Genomic DNA, 20,347 nt, shown 5'->3' with positions numbered 1-20,347 from the left:
ATATTAATGATTTCTTGAAACACTGTCATTAACAATTCGTGGTGTAATAAAAATTAGCAATTCAGCTTTTTGATTATTACGACTGGTATTTTTAAATAAATTACCTAAATAAGGAATATCACCTAAGAAAGGCACTTTTTTCTCAGCCTTAGATTTAGATTCTTTATAAATACCACCTAAAACTATAGTTTCACCATTATCAACTAAAACATTTGTTTTAACCTCATTACGGTTAATTCTATAACCCGCGGCAGTTAATGCACCTAAAGTATCATTATTCACAACCAACTCCATGGCAACCTTACCATCAGGAGTAATATTTGGGGTTACATCCAACTTTAAGTTTGCACTAAACATTGTTGTTTGAGTACCATCTTGGCTAACTGTTTGATATGGGATATCTTCCCCATATGTAATAACTGCTTGTTTTTTGTCTGCTGTTAATACTTTTGGAGTAGATACAACCTCTGCTTGACCATCTGCCTCTAGCGCAGATAGCTCTAGATCCAGCATAAAATCAGATAAACTAATCAAACCGAATGCTATACGAGCTGCACTATCAACACTTGCCCCCAAATCCACATTCAGGTTTTGAGGACGTTCAATTTCATACTTCCAGCCCCCCCTATCATCATCTTTTTCTGGTTCACGCAAGTTCCACAAGGTCGTATCGCTACCACCCACCAACAAGTGATTATTATTGGTAATCCCTTGTGACAAGATGCCCCACTTCACCCCCATATCTTTGGTAATACCAGTAGTTGCTTCAACAATACGTGCTTCAATCATCACCTGCTTCACAGATACATCAAGTAAATCAATCATTTGACGAATCTGATCAATTTTTGCTGATGTATCGTTAATGATTAAGGTATTGGTCCGTGGATCTACTGAAACAGTCCCGCGTGGGCTTAGCAAGCTACCAACGCTATCGCCTAATGGATCAGTACCTGTATTGGTATTTGAACCAGTACGTGAATTTGAAGCATTTTTGCCTTCAGTAATCAACTTTTCAATGTCTGCCGCTTTGGCATAATTCAATTGAATATATTCAGTTTGAAGTGGTGCCAGTTTCACGCTTTGCGCAATCGCTTTGGCTTCTTCTTCTTCGGCTTTAATCAATTCAGAAACAGGTGCAATCCAAATCACGTTACCATTACGACGCTTATCCAAGTTTTTGGTTTTCAGGATAATGTCTAACGCCTGATCCCAAGGTACATCTTTTAAACGTAAGGTAATGTTGCCTTGCACGGTGTCTGCCGCCACCATATTAATGCCTGTAAAATCGGCCAATAACTGCAATACACGACGCACTTCGATGTCTTGGAAATCTAGTGAAATCTTTTTGCCTGTATAGCTTTGAGCTGCACGTGGTTTAAACGGGTTTTTATCGACAGGGCGTTTTAAGCTGATGGTTAGCTTGTCTTCTGCCTGATATGCCATATATTCATAGCTGCCTGCAGCTTGAATAGTAATCACGCCATTGCTGCCATCATTGTGTGCATCAATGGTCGATACAGGTGTTGCAAAGTCATTTACATTTAAACGACGTGCTAAATGTGCAGGTACTTTATTGCCTAAAGTACGTACCACAATTTTGCTGCCTTGCTGCTGCACATCTACAGGAGTATTGCTACCCAGTAGATCAATCACCACCTGACCTTCACCTTCACCGCCACGCTGGAAACCAATATTGGATACGCCTTGTGCGCTACGTTGAGCAGTCACGGCAGCCACAGGGGTTGCCGTTGTTGAGTTGATTTTTAAAATAAAGGTGTTGCCTTCAACACGCGTGGTAAATGCGCCCGCATCGGCCAAGTTCACAGTTAAACGTGAACGCTGCGCATCTGAGCTGACCTCTACAGAACTCGCTTCTTTGGTCGCCACTGCAATACTGTTTTGTTTCAGCGTTTGTTGTGCTTTATCAAAGTCTAGAATCAAACGCGCAGGTTGTTCCAACTGATATGCCGCTGGCTGTGGCGGCAAACCATTAAACATGACACGAATTTCGGTGCCCTGTCCCGGAATTTGCATGGGTACGATGTTGGTAATGCTGACTTGGGCATTGGCAACTTGCATCACTGCCATTGCGACTGCGCCCATTGAAAACTGACGGAACAAATTGTTCATTGTATTACCATCCCCAAAAATAAAATCTTTCACACTGTTATTCATTTTTATTCCTTTAATTTATGGCGCAGGCCCAATTAAAACTAAACTTCTTGGACGTTCTACATAACCTTCACGACCATCTGGAATAATTTCGATTAAATCAATTTGTGTAGGTGTAATATTCACCACACGACCATGATTTACCCCCATATAGCTACCACGCTGGATACGCTCAATTTCACCATCAGGTGTTTGAATCAATGCCAAAATTTGACCATTTTGACGCATACTGCCTTTCATAGTCAGTGACTCAAGTGCGTAATTTTCCAGTGGTTGTAACTGGCGAGCAAGGTTCGGATAAACGCGCTTCCCTGCCATAATTTTAAGCTCTGCCGCCAATGAACTTGGCATAAATGGGCTTTTGAGCTGGTGTGCTGCATAGTTAAAGGTTGGTGCAGGCTCAAACACAGGTGCAGGTTCAATGGGTAGTGGTGGCTGATTACGAATTTCAGCCATTTGTGCATTGACTGCATCAATCCGTGAATCACACCCCACCATCAACAAAGTCGCCATCAGAGCCAACGAAAGCTTTTCAATTTTCATTATTTCGCTCCTCCAGCATTACCCGCGGTTTGTGCATCTGCACTGCCGACATAACGATAAGTTTTTGCTTGTGCTTTATAGGTCACTTGCGGAATATCGGTTTTCTTGTCTTTATTTTCAGTCGCCACAATTTCAAAGTCGTGCATGGTCACAATACGTGGCAATGCTGCTGTACCGCTTACGAATGAACCAAAGGCATGATAATCGCCTGTCGCTTCAATTGAAATTGGCTGTTCAATAAAGAACTCTTGTTTAATCTCATTCTCTAAACGAATGTTTTTAAACTTCAAACCTGAATTCACGCCTGTCACGTTAATATCTTCAACTAAACCTGGAATTTCAGTTTCTTTTGGCAATTGTTCAAGTTGTTGGTTAAAGTTCGCTTCCATTTCTTGCAATTGCGCTTGGTATTGCTGCAAATTACGCAATTTAGAATCTTTTTCACGGAACTCATTTAACAAGTTTTGTTCTTGTGTATGTGCTGCTGCAATGGCATCTAACTTTGGCTTGATTACGACAAAGTAACCTAAAGCTAGAATCAGGAAAATAATAAAAATCCAGCAGGTAATTTTGACCGAAAGTGGCCAAGCACCATAATTGTTAGGATCTAGGGTATTGAACTGTTGAAAAAACTTTTCAACTGTCATTTTCTTTTTCGGAGCAACAGCAGCATCCTGATTTACTTCATCAAATTCATCGAGACTCATTGTGCTGCCCCCGCTGCTGATGTTGAATTAGATTCTGTTGGTGTTACTGGAATTGCAATTTCTTCTAAATCTGAAGTTACTACAAAAGTACCGTAACTTTCCTCTACACGAGGAACCACAGAGCTTGGTGCTTTATCTTTATTTTCTTCTTTGGCTAAGAATGAATTCATAAATGCATTGCGATACCACGGCGATGCTTCCAAATTACGCAAGAATTCAGCCACAGTATTTGGACTTTCAGCCTTGCCTTCAAAAGTGAATTTATTGCCTGTACGACTCACTTTGGTTAAGTACATATTGCTTGGTGTCACACGCACCAATTCATCCACCAAACGCACGGCAATTGGACGCTGACTTTGTAAGCCCTGAATAAGCTTCATGCGCTCAACAATAGCATTACGCTGTTCTTGCAAGCCTTCTAAAGATTTTAATTGTACATCTAGGTTTTGGTTGGCACTGATCACCAATTGATTGGCTTGTTCTTGATCTTGTAACTTCGCGTTGTAGAAGAACCACGCCAAAGCCACCAATAACACCCCAACAGCAGCCGCTGCAATACAAAATACAATAAATTCTTTTTTACGTTTTTCTCTTAGCTCATCGCGCCAAGGGAGTAAGTTAATCTTTGCCATTAATCAAAACTCCTCATTGCTAAACCACATGCCACCATCAATGACGGCGCATCACTTTCAATTCTTTTAATGTCGATTTGTGGAGAGAAGCCCATTTGTAAGAATGGATTGGCAATGGTCACACGGTAGCCCAGTTTTTGCTGCAACAACTTCGCAAGACCTGGAATATTGGCATTCCCCCCTGCCAATAAAATGTGATCAATTTCGTTAAATTGTGAAGATGAGAAAAAGAACTGCAATGAACGTGCGGCTTGTTGCACCACCGCTTCTAAGAACGGTTCTAACACCTCAACGTCGTAATCATCTGGCAAAGTACGGCTTTTTTTCGCACGTCCTGCTTCTTCATACGACAAACCATAACGGTTTTGAATTTCTTGTGTCAGCTGCTTACCGCCAAAGGTTTGCTCGCGGGTATAAATAATTTTGTTATTTTGCAGTACCGACAAGGTGGTCATGGTATGACCAATATCCAAAATACCAATGGTGTTCACACCCATTGGCAGGGTATCGGAGAACACTTTAAAGGCATTTTCGATGGCAAAACTTTCGACATCGGCAATTTTGGCTGTCAAGCCGCCCAACTCCAATGCTTCTACTCGTGCTTCTACGTTTTCTAAACGTGTTGCAACCAGTAACACATTGACTCGGTTTGGATTGGCTAAACGGTCTGGTTGGACTTCAAAGTCTAGGCTGACTTCATCTAATGGGAATGGAATATATTGCTCGGCGTCCATACGAATTTGAACTTCACGCTCATCGCTAGTCATATCTGCATCCATTTCAATGATTTTGGTAATCACCATTGAGGTTGGAATTGCTAATGCTGCAGATGTAGATTGCGTGTTTGCTAAGTTCAATGCACGTTCAAGCGCATCCCCGACTGCTTCTGGATTGAGAATGTTTTTTTCAACCACACTGCCTTCTGGAAGTGGGACCAGCGCATAGCTCTCGACCCAGTATCTACCATTCTTAACAGAGAGTTCTAATAACTTAACAGAAGTAGAACTAATATCTACACCTATTAACCCCTTACTTGGCTTACGATATAACCTACGCACAATAGTACCATTCCTATTATTTTTTTATCCCCAAAAAAATTTAACCTACTAATCCGCGCTGGTCTATAATTTTTTACGGATACAATAATTCATCTAACAATCCGTAAATCTACTCGCTATACTGACCAGCAATTAGTTTGCTATTAGCGCTTATTAAAACGCACTTGTTATGAAAAAGCTATCTTGTTCGGGTCGTGTTCATCCATTTTTTTTGATCATAATTATAATTTTGGTCGCAGTACCGATGGGTTTCTATGGCATGTATCTCTATATTGCCCCATCTTTGCCAGAAATGACCACCTTAAAAAAAGCGCCATTATTAAAACCATTACAGGTTTATAGTGCCGATAATGAGCTAATTGCCGAGTATGGCGGCAAGCTTTCTGTGCCTGTCGATTATGAACATATTCCTGAAAAATTCATTTTTGCGTTCTTAGCAGCCGAAGATTCTGCTTTTTTTGAACACAGTGGGATTAGCTTCAAAGGCTTGGGGCGCGCGGTGAGCGAGGCGGTAACAGGCTCCAATGTGCAAACTGGCGGCTCGACCATTACTATGCAAGTGGCAAAAAACTATTATCTCAGCCCTGATCGCACTTTAAAGCGTAAACTCACCGAAATCTTTTTAGCGCGTAAAATTGAACAAAACCTGAGCAAAGAAGAAATTTTGACCTTATACGTCAATAAAATCTTTTTGGGTAAAAATGCCTATGGCATCGCGGCAGCTGCCAAAATTTATTACAACAAAAGCCTAGAAGAACTGTCGATTGCACAAATGGCGATGATTGCAGGCTTACCTAAAGCACCTTCGCGCTACAATCCCGTGGTAAATCCTGAGCGTGCTTTGGAGCGTCGCAACTGGATTTTGGGACGTATGCTGCAACTGGGCTATATCAACCAAAATGAATACCAAAAAGCCATTGCTGAACCGATTAATTTAGATATGCCAGACCGCAGCATCAGCAATAAACATCCGTATATTGGTGAAATGGTGCGTGCTGAACTGGTCAGTAAATTTGGTGAACAAGCGGTTGATTCGGGCTATAAAGTTTACACCACGGTAGACAGCAAACGTCAAATGTACGCAGAACAGGCGGTACAAGAAGGCTTAGAAGCCTATGACCGTCGCCACGGCTGGCGTGGTGCAGAGGCACACGACAAACCGCTGAATGAGTTTCGTGCTTATGCCAACACCTACCCTGCGCAAGTCAGCAAAGTGCTGAATAATTCTTTTGAAGCGTTAATGCAAGATGGCACAACAGTTACTGTACCATGGTCAGGTATGTCTTGGGCGCGCCCCTATCGCAATGCCAACAGTGTAGGCAATGCGCCAAGTCGTGCGGCACAGATTGTAAAAGTCAAAGATATTGTCCGTTTACGTCCAAATGAAAATAAAACCGCTTGGTCATTGGTACAAGTACCGAAAGTGCAAGGTCAATTGGTCGCAATTAACCCGAATAATGGCGCCATTGAAGCGTTGGTCGGTGGATACAACTTCTATCAATCTAAGTTCAACCGTACTTTACAAGGTTGGCGTCAACCGGGTTCCACCATCAAACCTTTTGTGTATGCTCTGGCTTTAGAGCGTGGTATGACGCCACACACCATGGTCAATGACAGTCCAATCACCATTGGTAAATGGTCACCACGTAACTCCGATGGTCGCCATTTAGGCATGATTCCGTTACGTCGTGCTCTCTATTTATCTCGTAACACGGTTTCGGTACGCTTATTACAAGAAGTCGGTATTGAGCGTACCCGCCAACTATTCATGGATTTTGGTTTGCAGGAAGATCAGATTCCACGTAACTACACCATTGCATTGGGTACACCACAAGTTTTGCCTATTCAAATGGCAACGGGCTATGCCACTTTTGCCAACGGTGGTTACCGTATTCAACCGCACTTCATTAACCGTATTGAAGATGCTTATGGCAAGGTGATTTATCAAGCCAATCCTGAATATGCGTGTATTGCTTGTATTAATGCCAAAGAACAAACGACTGAAAGCGCCGAAGCCACCACACCAGATGATGAAGTGATTGAAGTGACCAATAAAAAACTGGCACAAGCTGAACAATATCCGAACTTATTGGCAGAGCGTAGTCAGTACAAACAGGCACAACGTATTTTAAAATCTAGCTCGGCGTATGATATGTCCAATATTTTACGTGACGTAATTCAACATGGTACTGGACGTGCTGCGCTCAGAATTGGTCGTGGTGATATTGGCGGTAAAACAGGAACCACCAACGATGCAAAAGACGCTTGGTTCGCAGGTTTCAACGGCAAACTGGTGACTGTGGCTTGGGTGGGCTTTGACCAACCAACAACTTTAGGACGTCGTGAATATGGGGGGGTTGCAGCGCTGCCAATTTGGACAGACTTTATGGGCAATGCACTTAAAGGCACACCTGAAGCATGGGTCAGTTTGGACAGCAAAGCCAAAGCGCCACAGCGTGAACTCAATCAAATGAGCGCAGAACAACAGCAGGATTATCGTGCTTCACCGCCATTGGCACGACCATTGTATCGACCTGCACCTGCAGCACCAGTACGCGCGCCTGAGCGTGATTTTGACGACTTACCAGGCGAGGAAGTGTTAATTCCTGACAATGCTGCACCGCCTGCCATGCAAGCGCCAAACAACAGCTCTGCCAAACCTAATGCGGCCCCCAAACTTGCTCCCGATGCATTAGAAAACTTAATTGACGAAGTCTTATAAACGCAGATAAGCAGTCAGAAAAATCCCTCATTTACAAAAATGAGGGATTTTTTTATGGGCATTCAGTTTTTGCAAAAGTATGAATTTTACAGAAGCACTCAAACTTATTTTTTCTGAAACAGATAAATTTGATGCTGTGCTGTCACGTCAAACTGGGTTCGCTGTTCCAATGCCTGACGGCGCTCTGCTTTGGCTTTATAGGCATAAGGTGTCATAGCAATTAAATGAATTAAATCGCTTTGATTGAGCTGTAATGGTGTTTCCACCACGCTGGCATCAATCAAATCAAAAGTAGTTTGTAATTGGGTGATAAATTTTTCGGGTTCATGTGGCTTTACCTCTTCGAACAACGCTTGACGCATCGCCAATAAATGCTCAGGCGCAGGCGTTACTACCAACAAATAGCCTTGTGGTTTTAAAACCCGCAAAATTTCCTGTTGTGGAATTGGGCTAAACAAGCTGGTACATAAATCAATACAATGTTCTAAAACAGGCAAAGTTGCCCCTGTCCCCACCACCCAAGTCACTGCGGGATTCAGTTTCGCCGCCACTTGTACGGCATTCTTGGCAATATCCACCCCGACACACTGCAACACTTCGCCTTGCATGGCAGCGGTGTAATAGCCTTCACCACAGCCAATATCCAACAAATTTTCGATGCGTAAGGTGCGAATTTTTTGCACCACTGCCTGTTGCAAGGGCGCATAATGCCCTGCACTTAAAAATGCACGACGTGCCTGCACCGAAGCAGGTGTATCCCCCGGATTTTTACTGTGCTTATGCTGCACCACATGCAAATTGACGTAGCCTTGTTTCGCAACATCATAGCTGTGATTGCTGGCACAACGCCACGTTCGATCATGCAGTTGCAATACCTGACGACACACAGGACACATCAGCAAATTCATCATTTTCTCCAGAGTGAACCACATAAAAAAGTCGGCGAGTGCCGACTTTTAAAATTTTCGGTTGGATAGGCTTAACGTAATTTTAAAGTCATTAAACCTAAAACCACCAGCATAATTGTGATAATCCAGAAGCGAATCACCACTTGAGTTTCACGCCAGCCTTTCTTTTCATAGTGGTGATGCAACGGCGCCATTAAGAATACCCGTTTATTGCGCATACGTAGTGAACCAATTTGCAGGAATACCGAAATCGCTTCAACTACAAACACCCCACCCATAATCGCAAACACGATTTCCTGACGTACCATGACGGCAATCGTACCCAGCATTGCCCCTAAAGACAGTGCACCGACATCGCCCATAAAGACTTGTGCTGGATGCGCGTTATACCACAGGAAGGCCAAGCCTGCTCCAATCATCGCGGCACAAATCACCACCAACTCAGACGCATATTTCACATAAGGGATATGCAGATAATCGGCAAAACGAACATCCCCCGCCAAGTAGGCAAATACGCCCAAACCTGCTGCAACTAATACGATTGGCATAATTGCCAAGCCATCTAAACCATCAGTCAGGTTCACCGCATTTGAGGCACCGTTAATTACCAAATAGGTAAAGATAATGAAGCCAATACCGAGTGGAATCAAAGACAATGGAATGCTGAAATCTTTAAAGAATGGAATCAACACATCCAACATATCTGCGGTTTGTGCAGGATTTGGCTGTTGGGTTGCAATCACATACAACGCAATACCCGCACCCAATGATGCTACCGAAGTCCAGAAGAATTTTTTACGCGCAGGCAAACCCGCATTGTCTTTGTAGCGAATTTTAATCCAGTCATCTGCCCAGCCTACAGCGCCAAAAATGACCATGACCGCCAGTACAATCCAGACGTAAGGGTTAGATAAATCTGCCCATAATAGGGTCGAAATACCAATGGAAAGCAGGATTAATACCCCGCCCATGGTTGGCGTACCCATTTTTTTGGCATGCCCTTCAGGTGCATAAGAGCTGACTGCCTGACCGTATTTTAATGCTTGCAGTTTACGAATCATCACAGGGCCTAGCACCAAACCGATGCCAAGCGCAGTCAATACACTCAGTAATGAACGTAATGTTAAATAACGAACCACCTGAAACGAGCTGTTATAGCCCGCCAGCTGCTCAAATAACCATAACAGCATTTAAATTTTCTCCATCAATGCAGCCATCAACGTTTCCATATGGGTATAACGAGAACCTTTAAATAGGAAACTCATGGACTGAGGTTGATGTGTTTTTACCAGATCAATTAAAAACGGCAAGGCTTGTTCTTGAGTGACAAAAGCCTGTAATTTTTTTCCATATTGGGTACTACGTGCACCTTCTTGGGTCGCTGGTGCAAATTCACCAACTGCCACCACAAAGTTGATGCCACGAATAGACACCAAATCACGCCCCAACATATAGTGCTGTTGTGCTGCGCTATTGCCCAGTTCGCCAATATCACCGATTACCATAACCCGCACACCTGTTTGCTGTGCAAGGACTTCGCCTGCAGCACGCATAGAGGTTGGATTGGCATTATAGGTGTCATCAATGAATAAATGTGTGCCTTGCTGAATAAAGTTCAAACGACCTTTTGCCCCTTGTGCCTGTTCCAAGCCTGCGACAATATCATCTAAACTTACACCAATTGCCAGTGCAAAAGCGGCAGCAGCCGTAGCATTTTGTACATTGTGCTCACCCGCAAATGGCAAATGAATCTGACGCACACCTTGCGCGGTATTTAAACAAAAACTTGCCGATTGTGGCTGCAACTGAATGTCTGTCGCAAACACATCACCGCCTGCACCAAAACTTAGACGCTGTTCTGACTGAACCGCTTGCTGAATCTGTTCGGCAAAATCATCGGCAGCAGGGACAATCGCCGTGCCTTGTGGGGCAATATGTGCATAAATTTCAGATTTGGCCCGACAAATGCCCTCACGTCCACCAAACTCACCTAAATGCGCAGTACCAATATTGATAATGCCTGCCACCTGCGGCTGTACCAAGTTTGAGGTGTAATCGATTTCACCTTGATGACTGGCGCCCAATTCCATCACTGCGTATTGATGGCTAGCATTCAACTCCAATAACATCATCGGCACACCCAAGTCATTATTCAGGTTGCCACGGGTAATTAAAGTCGGTGCCAAACGTGACAAAATACTATCGAGCATTTCCTTGGTGGTGGTTTTGCCGCTACTGCCTGTTAATGCAATCACTTTTAAGTGTGGATGTTGCTGACGACGAAATGCGCCTAAGTGTCCTAAGGCTAAACGGGTATCAGGCACGACCAATTGGCAAATATCTGCATCGACAGGCTGGCTGACAATTGCCATAGAACAGCCCTGAGTCGCTACTTGTGCCACAAAATCATGCGCATCAAAACGCTCACCTTTTAAAGCCAAAAAGGCATCGCCTGCTTCAGCATGGCGTGAATCGGTTAAAATACGTTTAATCTCGCCTTGCGGTGCTTGCCCATTGAACCAATAACCCTGTGTTGCCTGTTTGAGTTGTTCGGCAGTCCAAGGTTCTAAAATTGCGGTACTGGTGGTGGAAGTGTGCATACAAATTCCTTATTGGGCAGGATAAGCAGAAGGTGAACAATGCTGTGCATCTATCGCAGATTGCACTTCAACCACATCGTCAAACCAGTGTCTTACCCCATCTATTTCTTGATAGTTTTCATGACCTTTGCCTGCAATCAAGACAATATCGCCTGACTGTGCATGTTTGACTGCATATTTAATCGCTTCACGACGATCATGAATTTCATGGCTCTGTGCCACCGACAAATCGACACCTGTCTGCATATCGGCAAAAATTTGCAAAGGATCTTCTGTACGCGGGTTATCAGAAGTCAAAAGCACAACATTGGCATAGTCCAATGCCGCTTGGGTCATCAGTGGGCGTTTACCACGATCCCGATCTCCACCGCAGCCAAACACCGCCCAAAGCTGTGCGCTAACATGGCGTTTTAAGGTTTGCAACACTTGAATTAGGGCATCTGGCGTGTGTGCATAATCCACCACAAATAAACGCTCTGCATCACGCAACACTTGCATACGCCCCGGTGCGCCTTTAAGTTGTGCAGTCGTGTGTATTAAATCCTGTAATGCAAAACCTGCTTGCTCTGCTGCGATTAAACTCGCGACCAAGTTTTCAACATTAAAATGTCCGAGCAACGGACTTTGCACCACATATTCTGCCGTAGCAGTTTGTAGATGGAAACGTACACCATTCAGACTGTATTCAATCTGCTGTACTTGATAGTCTGCCGCTTGCTGCGTGGAATAAGTCAAAATTTTCGGTTGCGCAGGGTTCTGTTGCGCCGCTTGCAACATGATCCCAGCATATTCATCATCTAAATTGACAATTGCAACTTTTAAACTGGCAAACTGAAACAGCATGGCTTTGGCTGCAGCATACGCCTCTAAAGTACCGTGATAATCCAAATGATCACGGCTCAGGTTGCTATATACCGCAATTTCAATATCGCAGCCATTTAAGCGCCCTTGCTCCAAACCATGTGAACTGGCTTCAATTGCGGCAAATTTTGCCCCCTGTTGTGCATAGCTGTATAAAGCATTTTGCAGTTGCAAGGCATCTAAAGTGGTATGTGTTGAAGCTTCCAAATTAGGCAAAATTCCGTTGCCTGTGGTGCCCATTACCGCACAGCGTTGGGCTTGTAACATTAACAACTCAGCAATTAAGCGGGAAATCGTGGTTTTACCATTGGTGCCCGTGACTGCAAGCATACGCGCTAAAGGTACAGGCTGTCGTGCTTGTAAATATTGTTTTTGCCACTGTCCCATGCGCTGACGCACATCTGGCACCACCAAATTATTGGCAACTGCCAGTTCAGTTTCCGAAATCACCGCCAAAGCACCTTGATCTAAAGCTGCTTGTGCAAATTGTGCGGTTTTTTCAGGCTGCGACAAACTGGTCAGGGCAATAAAAATTTGCCCTGCTGTCACATGGCGGCTGTCAAGTTGAAAGCCCTGAAAGTCTTGTATCATCCAATCTGCAACGCGGGAACTGCGATAAATATGTTGAAAGCTGATAGACATGCGTCACCTGTTATTGGATGTTGGGAGTTTCTAAAGGTTTATCTAAAGGTACGTTCAATAAACGTAAAGATTCTTGCATCACACGAGCAAATACAGGCGCTGCCACCAAACCACCATAATACTGTCCTGTTGGATTTTCCACCACGACCACCATGGCTAAACGCGGATCACTGACTGGCGCAACCCCAGCAAACAAGGCACGATATTCAGTCTGTGAATAGCCTTTGCGGTCTGCACGAAGTTTATGCGCTGTTCCCGTTTTACCTGCAACCCGATAGCCTGGAATATTGGCTTGACGTGCCGTACCACCGGGTAACGTTACGGCTTCCATCATCAGTAGAACTTGATCGGCAATTTTAGCATCAACAATTTGTTCGCCTTTAGGCTGTTCTTCTAATTTGTATAAACTCAGCGGCATTTTTACGCCTTTATTGGCAAGCATGGCATAGGCATCTGCCAATTGCAGCACAGTGGCGTTCAAACCATAACCATAAGACATGGTCGCCACTTCCGACACATTCCACTTGCTTGGCGGCAAAATTAAACCTGCACTTTCACCCGGAAATTTCACTGCAGAACGCGCACCAAACCCTAAACGCTTATAAAAAGTCGGCAAGGTCGCATACGGTAAAGATAAGGCAATTTTCGCCACACCCACGTTTGACGATTTTTGGATGATTCCCGCCAAAGTCAGTGAGCCATAATTGTGAGTATCACGAATGGTATGATTACCCACCCGCATTGAACCACCACTTAAATTGACCACGGTATTCGGTGAATATTTGCCACTTTCTAGTGCCATTGCCACCGTCATAGGCTTCATGGTCGAACCCGGTTCAAAAGAATCCACCGCACCACGGTTACGCATGGCATCTTTATTGGACAAACTTTTTTTGTCATTCGGGTTATACGACGGCCAACTGGTCATCGCCAAAATTTCACCCGTTTTCACATCTACCGCAATTGCTGTGGCTGAACGGGCATTATTTGCCACCCCTGCTGCAGTCAATTCACGATACATAATGTATTGCAAACGTGAGTCGATACTCAGGGTAATATTTTCGCCCGGTTCAACCTCTCTCACCACTTCTGGGTCTTTGACACGGTTACCCTTTTTATCGCGCACGATTTGCTGTTCGCCATCCACGCCTGCCAAGCGGGTATTTAGCTGCATTTCCAAGCCTTCAATGCCTGTGCCTTCACTATTGGTCAAACCAATAATTTGTGCATTCGGCTGTGGCTGCGGGTAATAACGCTTATAGTTTTTCTCGGTATATACCCCTTGGAAATTACGTTTTAGAATCAGCTCTGCCTGTTGCGGCGGCACTTCTTTTTGTAAAACCAAATAACGTGAACGCGGACGCTCGTTCATTTTATTTTTCAGTTCTTGGCGATCCATCCCAACTGCATCGGCAAGTTCATCTAAATTCAAGTTTTTATCTGGCAATTGACGCTGCAATTTACGACTGGTCGGATTTTTTTCCAACTCGGCTGTAATTTCTTCAAACAGTTTTTTATTGTCAAAATAATCACGTGGATCAATCACCACTTTCATTACAGGGGTACTAATTGCCAAAGGCACACCGTGGCGATCATAAATCACCCCGCGCATAGCTTTGAGCTTTTCTGTTCTTAAAATATTGGCATTGGCTTTGTTTTGTAAAAAGTCATGGTTCACAATTTGCACATAAAAAGCACGTCCCACCAGTGCCACGAACACCAGCAGTACCACAGCCCACATTAAGTAAAAACGCCACATTTCTACATGAATGGCATTTTTTCCAGTTACCGATTGCTGTTTCTTTCGGGTTTGCTTTTTACGCGTATCGACCATGTGCAACTCGCCTTATTGTTGTTCTGAGGTTGTAGGCAAAGAAATCACCACAGTTTGCGGTGCGGGCGGTGAATACATACGCAGTTGCGTCACCGCACGGGTGCCAATTTGTGCAGTTGCACCAAAGGTCTGCTGTTCAATTAACAAACGCCCCCATTCGGCATTTAAGTCATCTCGCTCGCGCATATAAGAACTCAGCTCACGATAATCATGGCGATATTCAAACACTTGAAACACCACCATAATCGCGCTGATAAATACCAGCGCCAATAAAATAAAATAGGCGACCATTTTTTTCAGTCGCACTTGAGATTGATTTTTTTCAACGGTTTCAGTTTTCATTATTGGCCTTTTCAAGCTAATCGTTCTGCAACACGTAGCCATGCGCTGCGTGAGCGTGGATTGGCTTTGACTTCTTCATCACTGGCACGCACACGTGATATTTTTTTCAATCGACGTGTATCTTGTTGCTGTTGTGGCAAGCCCCAACCCGAATCTTCAGGCAGGCTCGATTCTTTTTGAATAAACTGTTTAATTAAACGATCTTCCAAAGAATGGAAGCTAATTACCGCCAAACGACCTTCGGGTTTTAACACCTCAACGGCTTGCGGCAAGAAGTTTTCAATATCTTCTAATTCTTTATTAATCGCAATACGAATTGCCTGAAAAGTACGTGTTGCAGCGTGTTTGTTTTTTTCCCACTTCGGATGGGCAACTTTTACAATTTCAGCCAATTGTGCGGTAGTTTCAATATAACCCGCCTGTTTAATGGCTTTGGCAATACGGCGGCTATAACGCTCTTCACCATATTGAAAAATCACATTGGCTAAGGCTTCTTCTTCAATATCCACCAGCCATTCTGCCGCAGTCGGGCCTTGTGAATTGTCCATACGCATATCAAGCGGGCCGTCTTTCATAAAGCTAAAACCGCGTTCTGCCTGATCTAGCTGTGGTGACGACACGCCTAAATCGGCCATCACACCATCGACCTGAGTGACGCCCAAATCATTCAACGCTTGCTGCATATCAGCAAAACTGGCATGAATAATTTGAAAGCGCGAATCTTGCTGCGCCAATTCTGCTGCCACGGCCAAAGCTTGTGGATCTTTATCAAAGGCATAAACTCGCGCCTGCGCATCCAATTTGGATAACAACAAACGCGTGTGTCCACCTCGTCCAAAGGTGGCATCGACATAAATTCCTGTATTGCGATCTGCCAACACGGCATCAACAGTTTCATGAAGTAATACAGAAATATGCGACATAAGGTTCAATCAATACAGCTAAAATGTAACTGCACATTATTACCTTGTTTTGGCAAAGCTCCAAACGTCTTTTTGTAGATAAATATTACTTTCCATAGGGAAAACCGTTTTTGACTTTTTTAAAGCACAAAAAAATCTCCGTAGAGATTTTTTTGTGTGCCAATCCAATAAAAGATTAGCCGAAAATGGATATCTGTTTAACGCTTAGTATTATAAATTTGGTCGAAAATCGCACCATTCACAAAATGTGTTTTTTGTGCATTTTCCCAGCCACCGAACACTTCATCAATCGTGAAGGTTTTTAATTTCGGGAATTGTGCTGCATATTTTGCAAGGACTTTTTCATTACGTGGACGGTAGAAATGCTTAGCCGCCATTTCCTGACCTAAAGGTGAATATAAATAGTTGATATAGCCTGTCGCTAACCATTTATTGCCATTTTTTTCTACTGTGCGGTCTACGATTGCCACCGAAGGTTCAGTCAAAATAGAAATAGATGGATAAACAATATCAAACTTGTCTTTGCCTAAGGTTTTTAAAGTTACAAGGGCTTCATTTTCCCAAGTCAACAACACATCACCAATGCCACGTTCAGCAAATGTAGTCATCGACGCACGTGCTGCCGAATCCATCACTTTTACATTGTGGTACATCTTGCCCACAAATTCTTGCGCTTTGGCCTTAGAGCCGCCCGGCTGCTTTTCTGCATAACCCCAAGCCGATAAATACACCCAACGTGGCAAACCACCTGTTTTCGGGTTAGGGGTAATAATTTGTACGCCTGGTTTGGTTAAGTCATTCCAGTCTTTAATGTTTTTCGGATTGCCTTTACGCACCATAAAGACGATGGTCGAGGTATAAGGCGCAGAGTTATGAGGAAATTCTTTTTGCCAACCTGCTTGGATTTGACCTGACTTTACAATTTCTTCAATGTCATTCGCCAATGCCAAAGTGACAACATCGCCCTTTAAACCATCGACCACAGAACGCGCTTGCTTGCCTGAACCACCATGTGATTGTTTAAAGTTGACGTCTAAACCTGTACGTTTTTTCCAGTACTGACCAAACGACTTGTTAAATTCATCATAAAATTCGCGGGTCGCATCATACGATACATTTAAAAACTGACGATCTGCAGCCTGAGCAGTCGTTGCAGCAAAACCTGTTGCCAATAGCGCAGCAGCCAATAAAGCTTTCAATTGAGTTTTCATTACAGCACACATCACCTTTAATCTGTCGCTCAATATATGCAATGCTCAGGCGCTGCGCAATTTGTAAAAAACATGCAAAAAATGATTAAATTCAAATAATTTAGCTTTAATTAATTGTTTTTAATCAATTTAATTCAAGATGCGGCGTTTATTCCAAATTTATACCTTTTTATGGATTAGATATATAAAAAGTGAATAAAACTTTGATCCGTTTTTAGACTCAACGGTAAAATAAGCGACATCACAGCAATCAAACCCGCTTCAAAACTATTTTATTGTGACTTTTGTAACAATCTTCACGATATCTCCACAGTTGTTTGTTACAACATGTTCTAAATCAAAGATCATCTGAAAAATCGGTATATAGTGAGTAAATGATGATAAAGATCTTATTAAGAGTGTGACGCAAATCTACTTTTGTTATGATTTTTGTGATTAAATATTAAAGTGATTAAAACAATTTATAAATTGTGAGTTCACTCATAAAGGAAAGGGGGAATCAAAATGAAATCTAAACTCATGTTCGCAGTATTACTCAGCTTAAGTACAGTCGGTCACAGTGCAGTGATCAAATCTGCTGAAAGTAAAACCCATTTAACTGCGGAAAAGGGGTCTTTAATTGAAAAAGCCCTTACCCAACAAAAACAGGCAGACAAGCAAAAGTTTGAATCAAATAATGATTTAAAAGTGCTGACTTCCATTCATGTTGCTCCAACTCAAAATTTCTTTGCCTTGCAAAATCAGCGTTTTAGCCGTTTTGTACAAGCCTTATTCCCGCAAGATAACTCATAACTCCGCATTAAATTCACTGCCTTTGATCCCCTTTTCAAATGCAGTTGAAACGCCCAAGTACAGAATGTTGAATTTAACATTAAGTACTTGGGCTTTTTCGTTATAATGGTTGCAATTTACATTTTGAATTAATTCTTGCTTATGACTGTTCGTACTCGTATCGCGCCTTCTCCTACTGGTTTCCCGCACGTGGGAACAGCGTATATCGCCTTGTTTAACTTATGTTTTGCCAAACAACACGGTGGTGAATTTATTCTTCGTATTGAAGATACTGACCAACTGCGCTCAACCCCTGAATCTGAAAAAATGATTTTGGATTCATTGCGTTGGTTAGGCTTAAATTGGGCAGAAGGTCCAGATATCGGCGGCCCACATGCACCGTATCGCCAATCTGAACGTATGGATATTTATAAGCAATACGCCTTGCAATTGGTTGAACAAGGGCATGCTTTCTATTGCTTCGCTACTAGCGAAGAACTAGATCAAATGCGTGCAGAACAACAAGCACGTGGTGAAAGCCCGCGCTACGATGGTCGTGGTTTAAACTTGTCTGCAGATGAAGTGCAGCGTCGTTTAGCGGCAGGCGAAGCGCATGTTATTCGTATGAAAGTGCCAACCGAAGGCGTATGTAAATTTAATGACATGCTGCGCGGTGAAGTGGAAATTCCATGGGCGCAAGTCGATATGCAAATTTTGCTGAAAACAGATGGCTTGCCAACTTACCATTTGGCCAACGTGGTCGATGACCATTTGATGCAAATCACTCACGTGATTCGTGGTGAAGAATGGATTCCATCGGCACCGAAACACCAATTGCTTTATCAATATTTTGGTTGGGATATGCCTGTGTTATGCCACATGCCATTGTTGCGTAACCCAGACAAATCAAAATTATCTAAACGTAAAAACCCAACTTCAATCAACTACTACAAAGACATTGGCGTATTACCTGAAGCTTTGCTGAACTATTTAGGTCGCATGGGTTGGTCAATGCCAGATGAAAGTGAAAAATTCACCTTAGCCGAAATGATTGAACACTTTGATATTCAACGTGTTTCACTAGGCGGCCCTATCTTTGATGTGGAAAAACTCAATTGGCTGAATGGTCAATGGATTAAAGCGCTTTCACCTGCTGAGCTGTTAGATACCTTATTGGCTTGGAAAGCAGATCGTGCCAAATTGGAAGAGATTGCTGCCGCGATTCAACCGCGTATTAATTTACTCTCAGAAGCGGTCAATTGGTCTGCACATTACTTCAACCATTTCCCAAGCTTAAGCAAGGAACAGTTTGAAAGTAAAAAACTGTCTGAAGAACAAGTGCGTCAAAGCCTACAATTTGCAATTTGGCGTTTAGAAAGTCTATTTACTTGGAACAACGACACGGTGAGCCAAACCCTAATGGATTTAGCCAACCAAATGGAAATCAAATTGCGTGATTTCATGCCTGCGTTCTTTATTGCAATTGCAGGTTCAACCGCATCTACACCTGTGATGCAAACCATGGTCACCATTGGTCCAGACCTGACCTTTGCGCGTTTGCGTCATGCCTTAGAAGTGGTTGGCGGACCAAGCAAAAAAGAAGTTAAAGTCTGGGAAAAACTGAATGAAAGCATCAAATTGCCGAAAAATGATGCAATTGATCCAGCTTAATTCATTTTTTTGTTGACGTGTGCGCGCAATAGCCCTAATATTGCGCTCACACAGACTGGGGTCATAGCTCAGTTGGTAGAGCGCTACAATGGCATTGTAGAGGTCAGCGGTTCGATCCCGCTTGACTCCACCAAGTTTAAATAAGGCTTTACCTGTGTTGCCTCATCAAGTCCCTATCGTCTAGAGGCCTAGGACATCGCCCTTTCACGGCGGTAACCGGGGTTCGAATCCCCGTAGGGACGCCATATTCAAGATGAATATAAAGCACTTATCTTCATCTTATAAAGAAGCTCAAGCAATGACTTGGGCTTTTTTATTGCCCTGTTTTCTGACAGACTGTTTTTGATTTGCCGTACATTTGGTTAGAATAACGATCAGATTAGAATTTTGGAGTTGTAATGCAATACCGATGCCCTAAATGTCAAAGCCCAAAAATCATGCCTGTTGCGCAGGCAGGTCAAACAACACCGCGTCCTGTGGTGCCAAAAAGCTTGGTGATGCTTATTCCAGCGGTATTTGTCTTATTACTTCTTGTCTTGATCAGTATCGCCATGTGGATTTTTGGTGATGGTGCAGGCACAACCTTACAAAGCATTACTGTGGCGGTATTTGTGCTGTGTGTAATTGCAGGTTTCTTATTTTATCGTGATTTGCCTGATTTCAAAATTTCTATGCAAGCCTTTATGCAGTCACAAAAAAAATGGAAGTGCCGTGAATGTGCACATGAGTGGGAAGTTTAAACCTCACTGG

Annotated in this window: 17 protein-coding genes and 2 tRNA genes; 6 read left to right on the top strand and 13 right to left on the bottom strand. The window is 43.2% G+C overall.

Annotated elements, in window-relative coordinates; all coding sequences use genetic code 11:
• Positions 1 to 3: 3 nt before the first annotated feature.
• From pilQ to FTU35_RS04535, 5 genes are read right to left on the bottom strand one after another with little or no spacing between them, the layout of a single operon-like run.
• Positions 4 to 2,175, bottom strand: coding sequence for a type IV pilus secretin PilQ family protein (gene pilQ / locus FTU35_RS04555; RefSeq protein WP_180064530.1), 2,172 nt, complete (start codon positions 2,173 to 2,175; stop codon positions 4 to 6).
• A gap of 15 nt (positions 2,176 to 2,190) precedes the next feature.
• Entirely contained in the window at positions 2,191 to 2,715 is a 525-nt protein-coding gene (locus FTU35_RS04550) for a pilus assembly protein PilP (RefSeq protein ID WP_179997195.1), read from the bottom strand.
• Positions 2,715 to 3,422, bottom strand: a complete 708-nt coding sequence (locus FTU35_RS04545; protein WP_004974463.1) for a type 4a pilus biogenesis protein PilO — start codon at positions 3,420 to 3,422, stop codon at positions 2,715 to 2,717. Before FTU35_RS04545 ends, FTU35_RS04550 begins: the two co-directional genes overlap by 1 nt.
• Positions 3,419 to 4,054, bottom strand: coding sequence for a PilN domain-containing protein (locus FTU35_RS04540; RefSeq protein ID WP_180064529.1), 636 nt, complete (start codon positions 4,052 to 4,054; stop codon positions 3,419 to 3,421). Before FTU35_RS04540 ends, FTU35_RS04545 begins: the two co-directional genes overlap by 4 nt.
• A complete protein-coding gene (locus FTU35_RS04535) occupies positions 4,054 to 5,112 on the bottom strand; it encodes a pilus assembly protein PilM (protein ID WP_004974460.1) in 1,059 nt (352 codons plus the stop codon). Before FTU35_RS04535 ends, FTU35_RS04540 begins: the two co-directional genes overlap by 1 nt.
• A gap of 169 nt (positions 5,113 to 5,281) precedes the next feature.
• Here FTU35_RS04535 and ponA point away from each other — a divergent pair, with 169 nt between their 5' ends.
• A complete protein-coding gene (ponA, locus tag FTU35_RS04530; protein ID WP_180064528.1) occupies positions 5,282 to 7,834 on the top strand; it encodes a penicillin-binding protein PBP1a in 2,553 nt (850 codons plus the stop codon).
• 104 nt (positions 7,835 to 7,938) lie between these two features.
• Here the strand turns inward: ponA and FTU35_RS04525 are convergent, their stop codons facing one another.
• From FTU35_RS04525 to FTU35_RS04490, 8 genes are all read right to left on the bottom strand, one after another.
• Positions 7,939 to 8,742, bottom strand: a complete 804-nt coding sequence (locus FTU35_RS04525) for a putative RNA methyltransferase (protein ID WP_180064527.1) — start codon at positions 8,740 to 8,742, stop codon at positions 7,939 to 7,941.
• Between the two features lie 71 nt (positions 8,743 to 8,813).
• Entirely contained in the window at positions 8,814 to 9,932 is a 1,119-nt protein-coding gene (gene mraY / locus FTU35_RS04520) for a phospho-N-acetylmuramoyl-pentapeptide-transferase (protein ID WP_019836136.1), read from the bottom strand.
• The gene (gene murF, locus FTU35_RS04515; protein ID WP_180064526.1) at positions 9,933 to 11,342 is read right to left on the bottom strand and encodes a UDP-N-acetylmuramoyl-tripeptide--D-alanyl-D-alanine ligase; all 1,410 of its coding nucleotides are present in this window, start codon (positions 11,340 to 11,342) and stop codon (positions 9,933 to 9,935) included.
• A 9-nt stretch (positions 11,343 to 11,351) separates the two neighbouring features.
• A complete protein-coding gene (locus FTU35_RS04510; protein ID WP_179997198.1) occupies positions 11,352 to 12,845 on the bottom strand; it encodes a UDP-N-acetylmuramoyl-L-alanyl-D-glutamate--2,6-diaminopimelate ligase in 1,494 nt (497 codons plus the stop codon).
• 10 nt (positions 12,846 to 12,855) lie between these two features.
• The gene (ftsI, locus tag FTU35_RS04505) at positions 12,856 to 14,679 is read right to left on the bottom strand and encodes a penicillin-binding protein PBP3 (RefSeq protein ID WP_180064525.1); all 1,824 of its coding nucleotides are present in this window, start codon (positions 14,677 to 14,679) and stop codon (positions 12,856 to 12,858) included.
• A 12-nt stretch (positions 14,680 to 14,691) separates the two neighbouring features.
• Entirely contained in the window at positions 14,692 to 15,021 is a 330-nt protein-coding gene (ftsL, locus tag FTU35_RS04500; RefSeq protein WP_104852659.1) for a cell division protein FtsL, read from the bottom strand.
• Positions 15,022 to 15,032: 11 nt separating this feature from the next.
• Positions 15,033 to 15,944: a 16S rRNA (cytosine(1402)-N(4))-methyltransferase RsmH gene (gene rsmH / locus FTU35_RS04495; RefSeq protein ID WP_004974437.1), complete on the bottom strand. Its 912-nt coding sequence runs from the start codon at positions 15,942 to 15,944 to the stop codon at positions 15,033 to 15,035.
• Positions 15,945 to 16,141: 197 nt separating this feature from the next.
• A complete protein-coding gene (locus FTU35_RS04490; protein ID WP_096901291.1) occupies positions 16,142 to 17,155 on the bottom strand; it encodes a sulfate ABC transporter substrate-binding protein in 1,014 nt (337 codons plus the stop codon).
• A gap of 504 nt (positions 17,156 to 17,659) precedes the next feature.
• On the opposite strand from FTU35_RS04490, the gene FTU35_RS04485 reads away from it, so the two are divergent.
• The 5 genes from FTU35_RS04485 (at position 17,660) to FTU35_RS04465 (ending at position 20,337) form a co-directional block, all read left to right on the top strand.
• A complete protein-coding gene (locus FTU35_RS04485) occupies positions 17,660 to 17,947 on the top strand; it encodes a hypothetical protein (protein WP_154320244.1) in 288 nt (95 codons plus the stop codon).
• A 141-nt stretch (positions 17,948 to 18,088) separates the two neighbouring features.
• Positions 18,089 to 19,597, top strand: coding sequence for a glutamate--tRNA ligase (gltX, locus tag FTU35_RS04480; RefSeq protein WP_096901292.1), 1,509 nt, complete (start codon positions 18,089 to 18,091; stop codon positions 19,595 to 19,597).
• Positions 19,598 to 19,654: 57 nt separating this feature from the next.
• A tRNA-Ala gene (locus FTU35_RS04475) sits at positions 19,655 to 19,730 on the top strand.
• Between the two features lie 36 nt (positions 19,731 to 19,766).
• Positions 19,767 to 19,842, top strand: a tRNA-Glu gene (locus FTU35_RS04470).
• Between the two features lie 153 nt (positions 19,843 to 19,995).
• Positions 19,996 to 20,337 carry a hypothetical protein gene (locus FTU35_RS04465; protein WP_004974430.1) on the top strand — a complete coding sequence of 114 codons (342 nt, stop codon included), beginning with the start codon at positions 19,996 to 19,998 and terminating at the stop codon, positions 20,335 to 20,337.
• Positions 20,338 to 20,347 lie beyond the last annotated feature (10 nt).

It is taken from the genome of Acinetobacter sp. YH12095 (assembly GCF_013419245.1).
Taxonomy (GTDB): Bacteria; Pseudomonadota; Gammaproteobacteria; order Pseudomonadales; family Moraxellaceae; genus Acinetobacter; species Acinetobacter towneri.
Note: the sequence above shows the minus strand (reverse complement) of the source record. Positions and strands in the feature narration are given on the sequence as shown.

Bases quoted from the DNA above. Each gene is read 5' to 3' on its own strand.
- ponA (WP_180064528.1), top strand. From the start codon at position 5,282: ATGAAAAAGCTATCTTGTTCGGGTCGTGTTCATCCATTTTTTTTGATC.
- FTU35_RS04490 (WP_096901291.1), bottom strand. From the start codon at position 17,155: ATGAAAACTCAATTGAAAGCTTTATTGGCTGCTGCGCTATTGGCAACA.
- rsmH (WP_004974437.1), bottom strand. From the start codon at position 15,944: ATGTCGCATATTTCTGTATTACTTCATGAAACTGTTGATGCCGTGTTG.
- FTU35_RS04550 (WP_179997195.1), bottom strand. From the start codon at position 2,715: ATGAAAATTGAAAAGCTTTCGTTGGCTCTGATGGCGACTTTGTTGATG.
- FTU35_RS04540 (WP_180064529.1), bottom strand. From the start codon at position 4,054: ATGGCAAAGATTAACTTACTCCCTTGGCGCGATGAGCTAAGAGAAAAA.
- FTU35_RS04465 (WP_004974430.1), top strand. From the start codon at position 19,996: ATGCAATACCGATGCCCTAAATGTCAAAGCCCAAAAATCATGCCTGTT.
- ftsI (WP_180064525.1), bottom strand. From the start codon at position 14,679: ATGGTCGATACGCGTAAAAAGCAAACCCGAAAGAAACAGCAATCGGTA.
- FTU35_RS04510 (WP_179997198.1), bottom strand. From the start codon at position 12,845: ATGTCTATCAGCTTTCAACATATTTATCGCAGTTCCCGCGTTGCAGAT.
- mraY (WP_019836136.1), bottom strand. From the start codon at position 9,932: ATGCTGTTATGGTTATTTGAGCAGCTGGCGGGCTATAACAGCTCGTTT.
- ftsL (WP_104852659.1), bottom strand. From the start codon at position 15,021: ATGAAAACTGAAACCGTTGAAAAAAATCAATCTCAAGTGCGACTGAAA.
- murF (WP_180064526.1), bottom strand. From the start codon at position 11,342: ATGCACACTTCCACCACCAGTACCGCAATTTTAGAACCTTGGACTGCC.
- FTU35_RS04485 (WP_154320244.1), top strand. From the start codon at position 17,660: ATGAAATCTAAACTCATGTTCGCAGTATTACTCAGCTTAAGTACAGTC.
- pilQ (WP_180064530.1), bottom strand. From the start codon at position 2,175: ATGAATAACAGTGTGAAAGATTTTATTTTTGGGGATGGTAATACAATG.
- gltX (WP_096901292.1), top strand. From the start codon at position 18,089: ATGACTGTTCGTACTCGTATCGCGCCTTCTCCTACTGGTTTCCCGCAC.
- FTU35_RS04545 (WP_004974463.1), bottom strand. From the start codon at position 3,422: ATGAGTCTCGATGAATTTGATGAAGTAAATCAGGATGCTGCTGTTGCT.
- FTU35_RS04525 (WP_180064527.1), bottom strand. From the start codon at position 8,742: ATGAATTTGCTGATGTGTCCTGTGTGTCGTCAGGTATTGCAACTGCAT.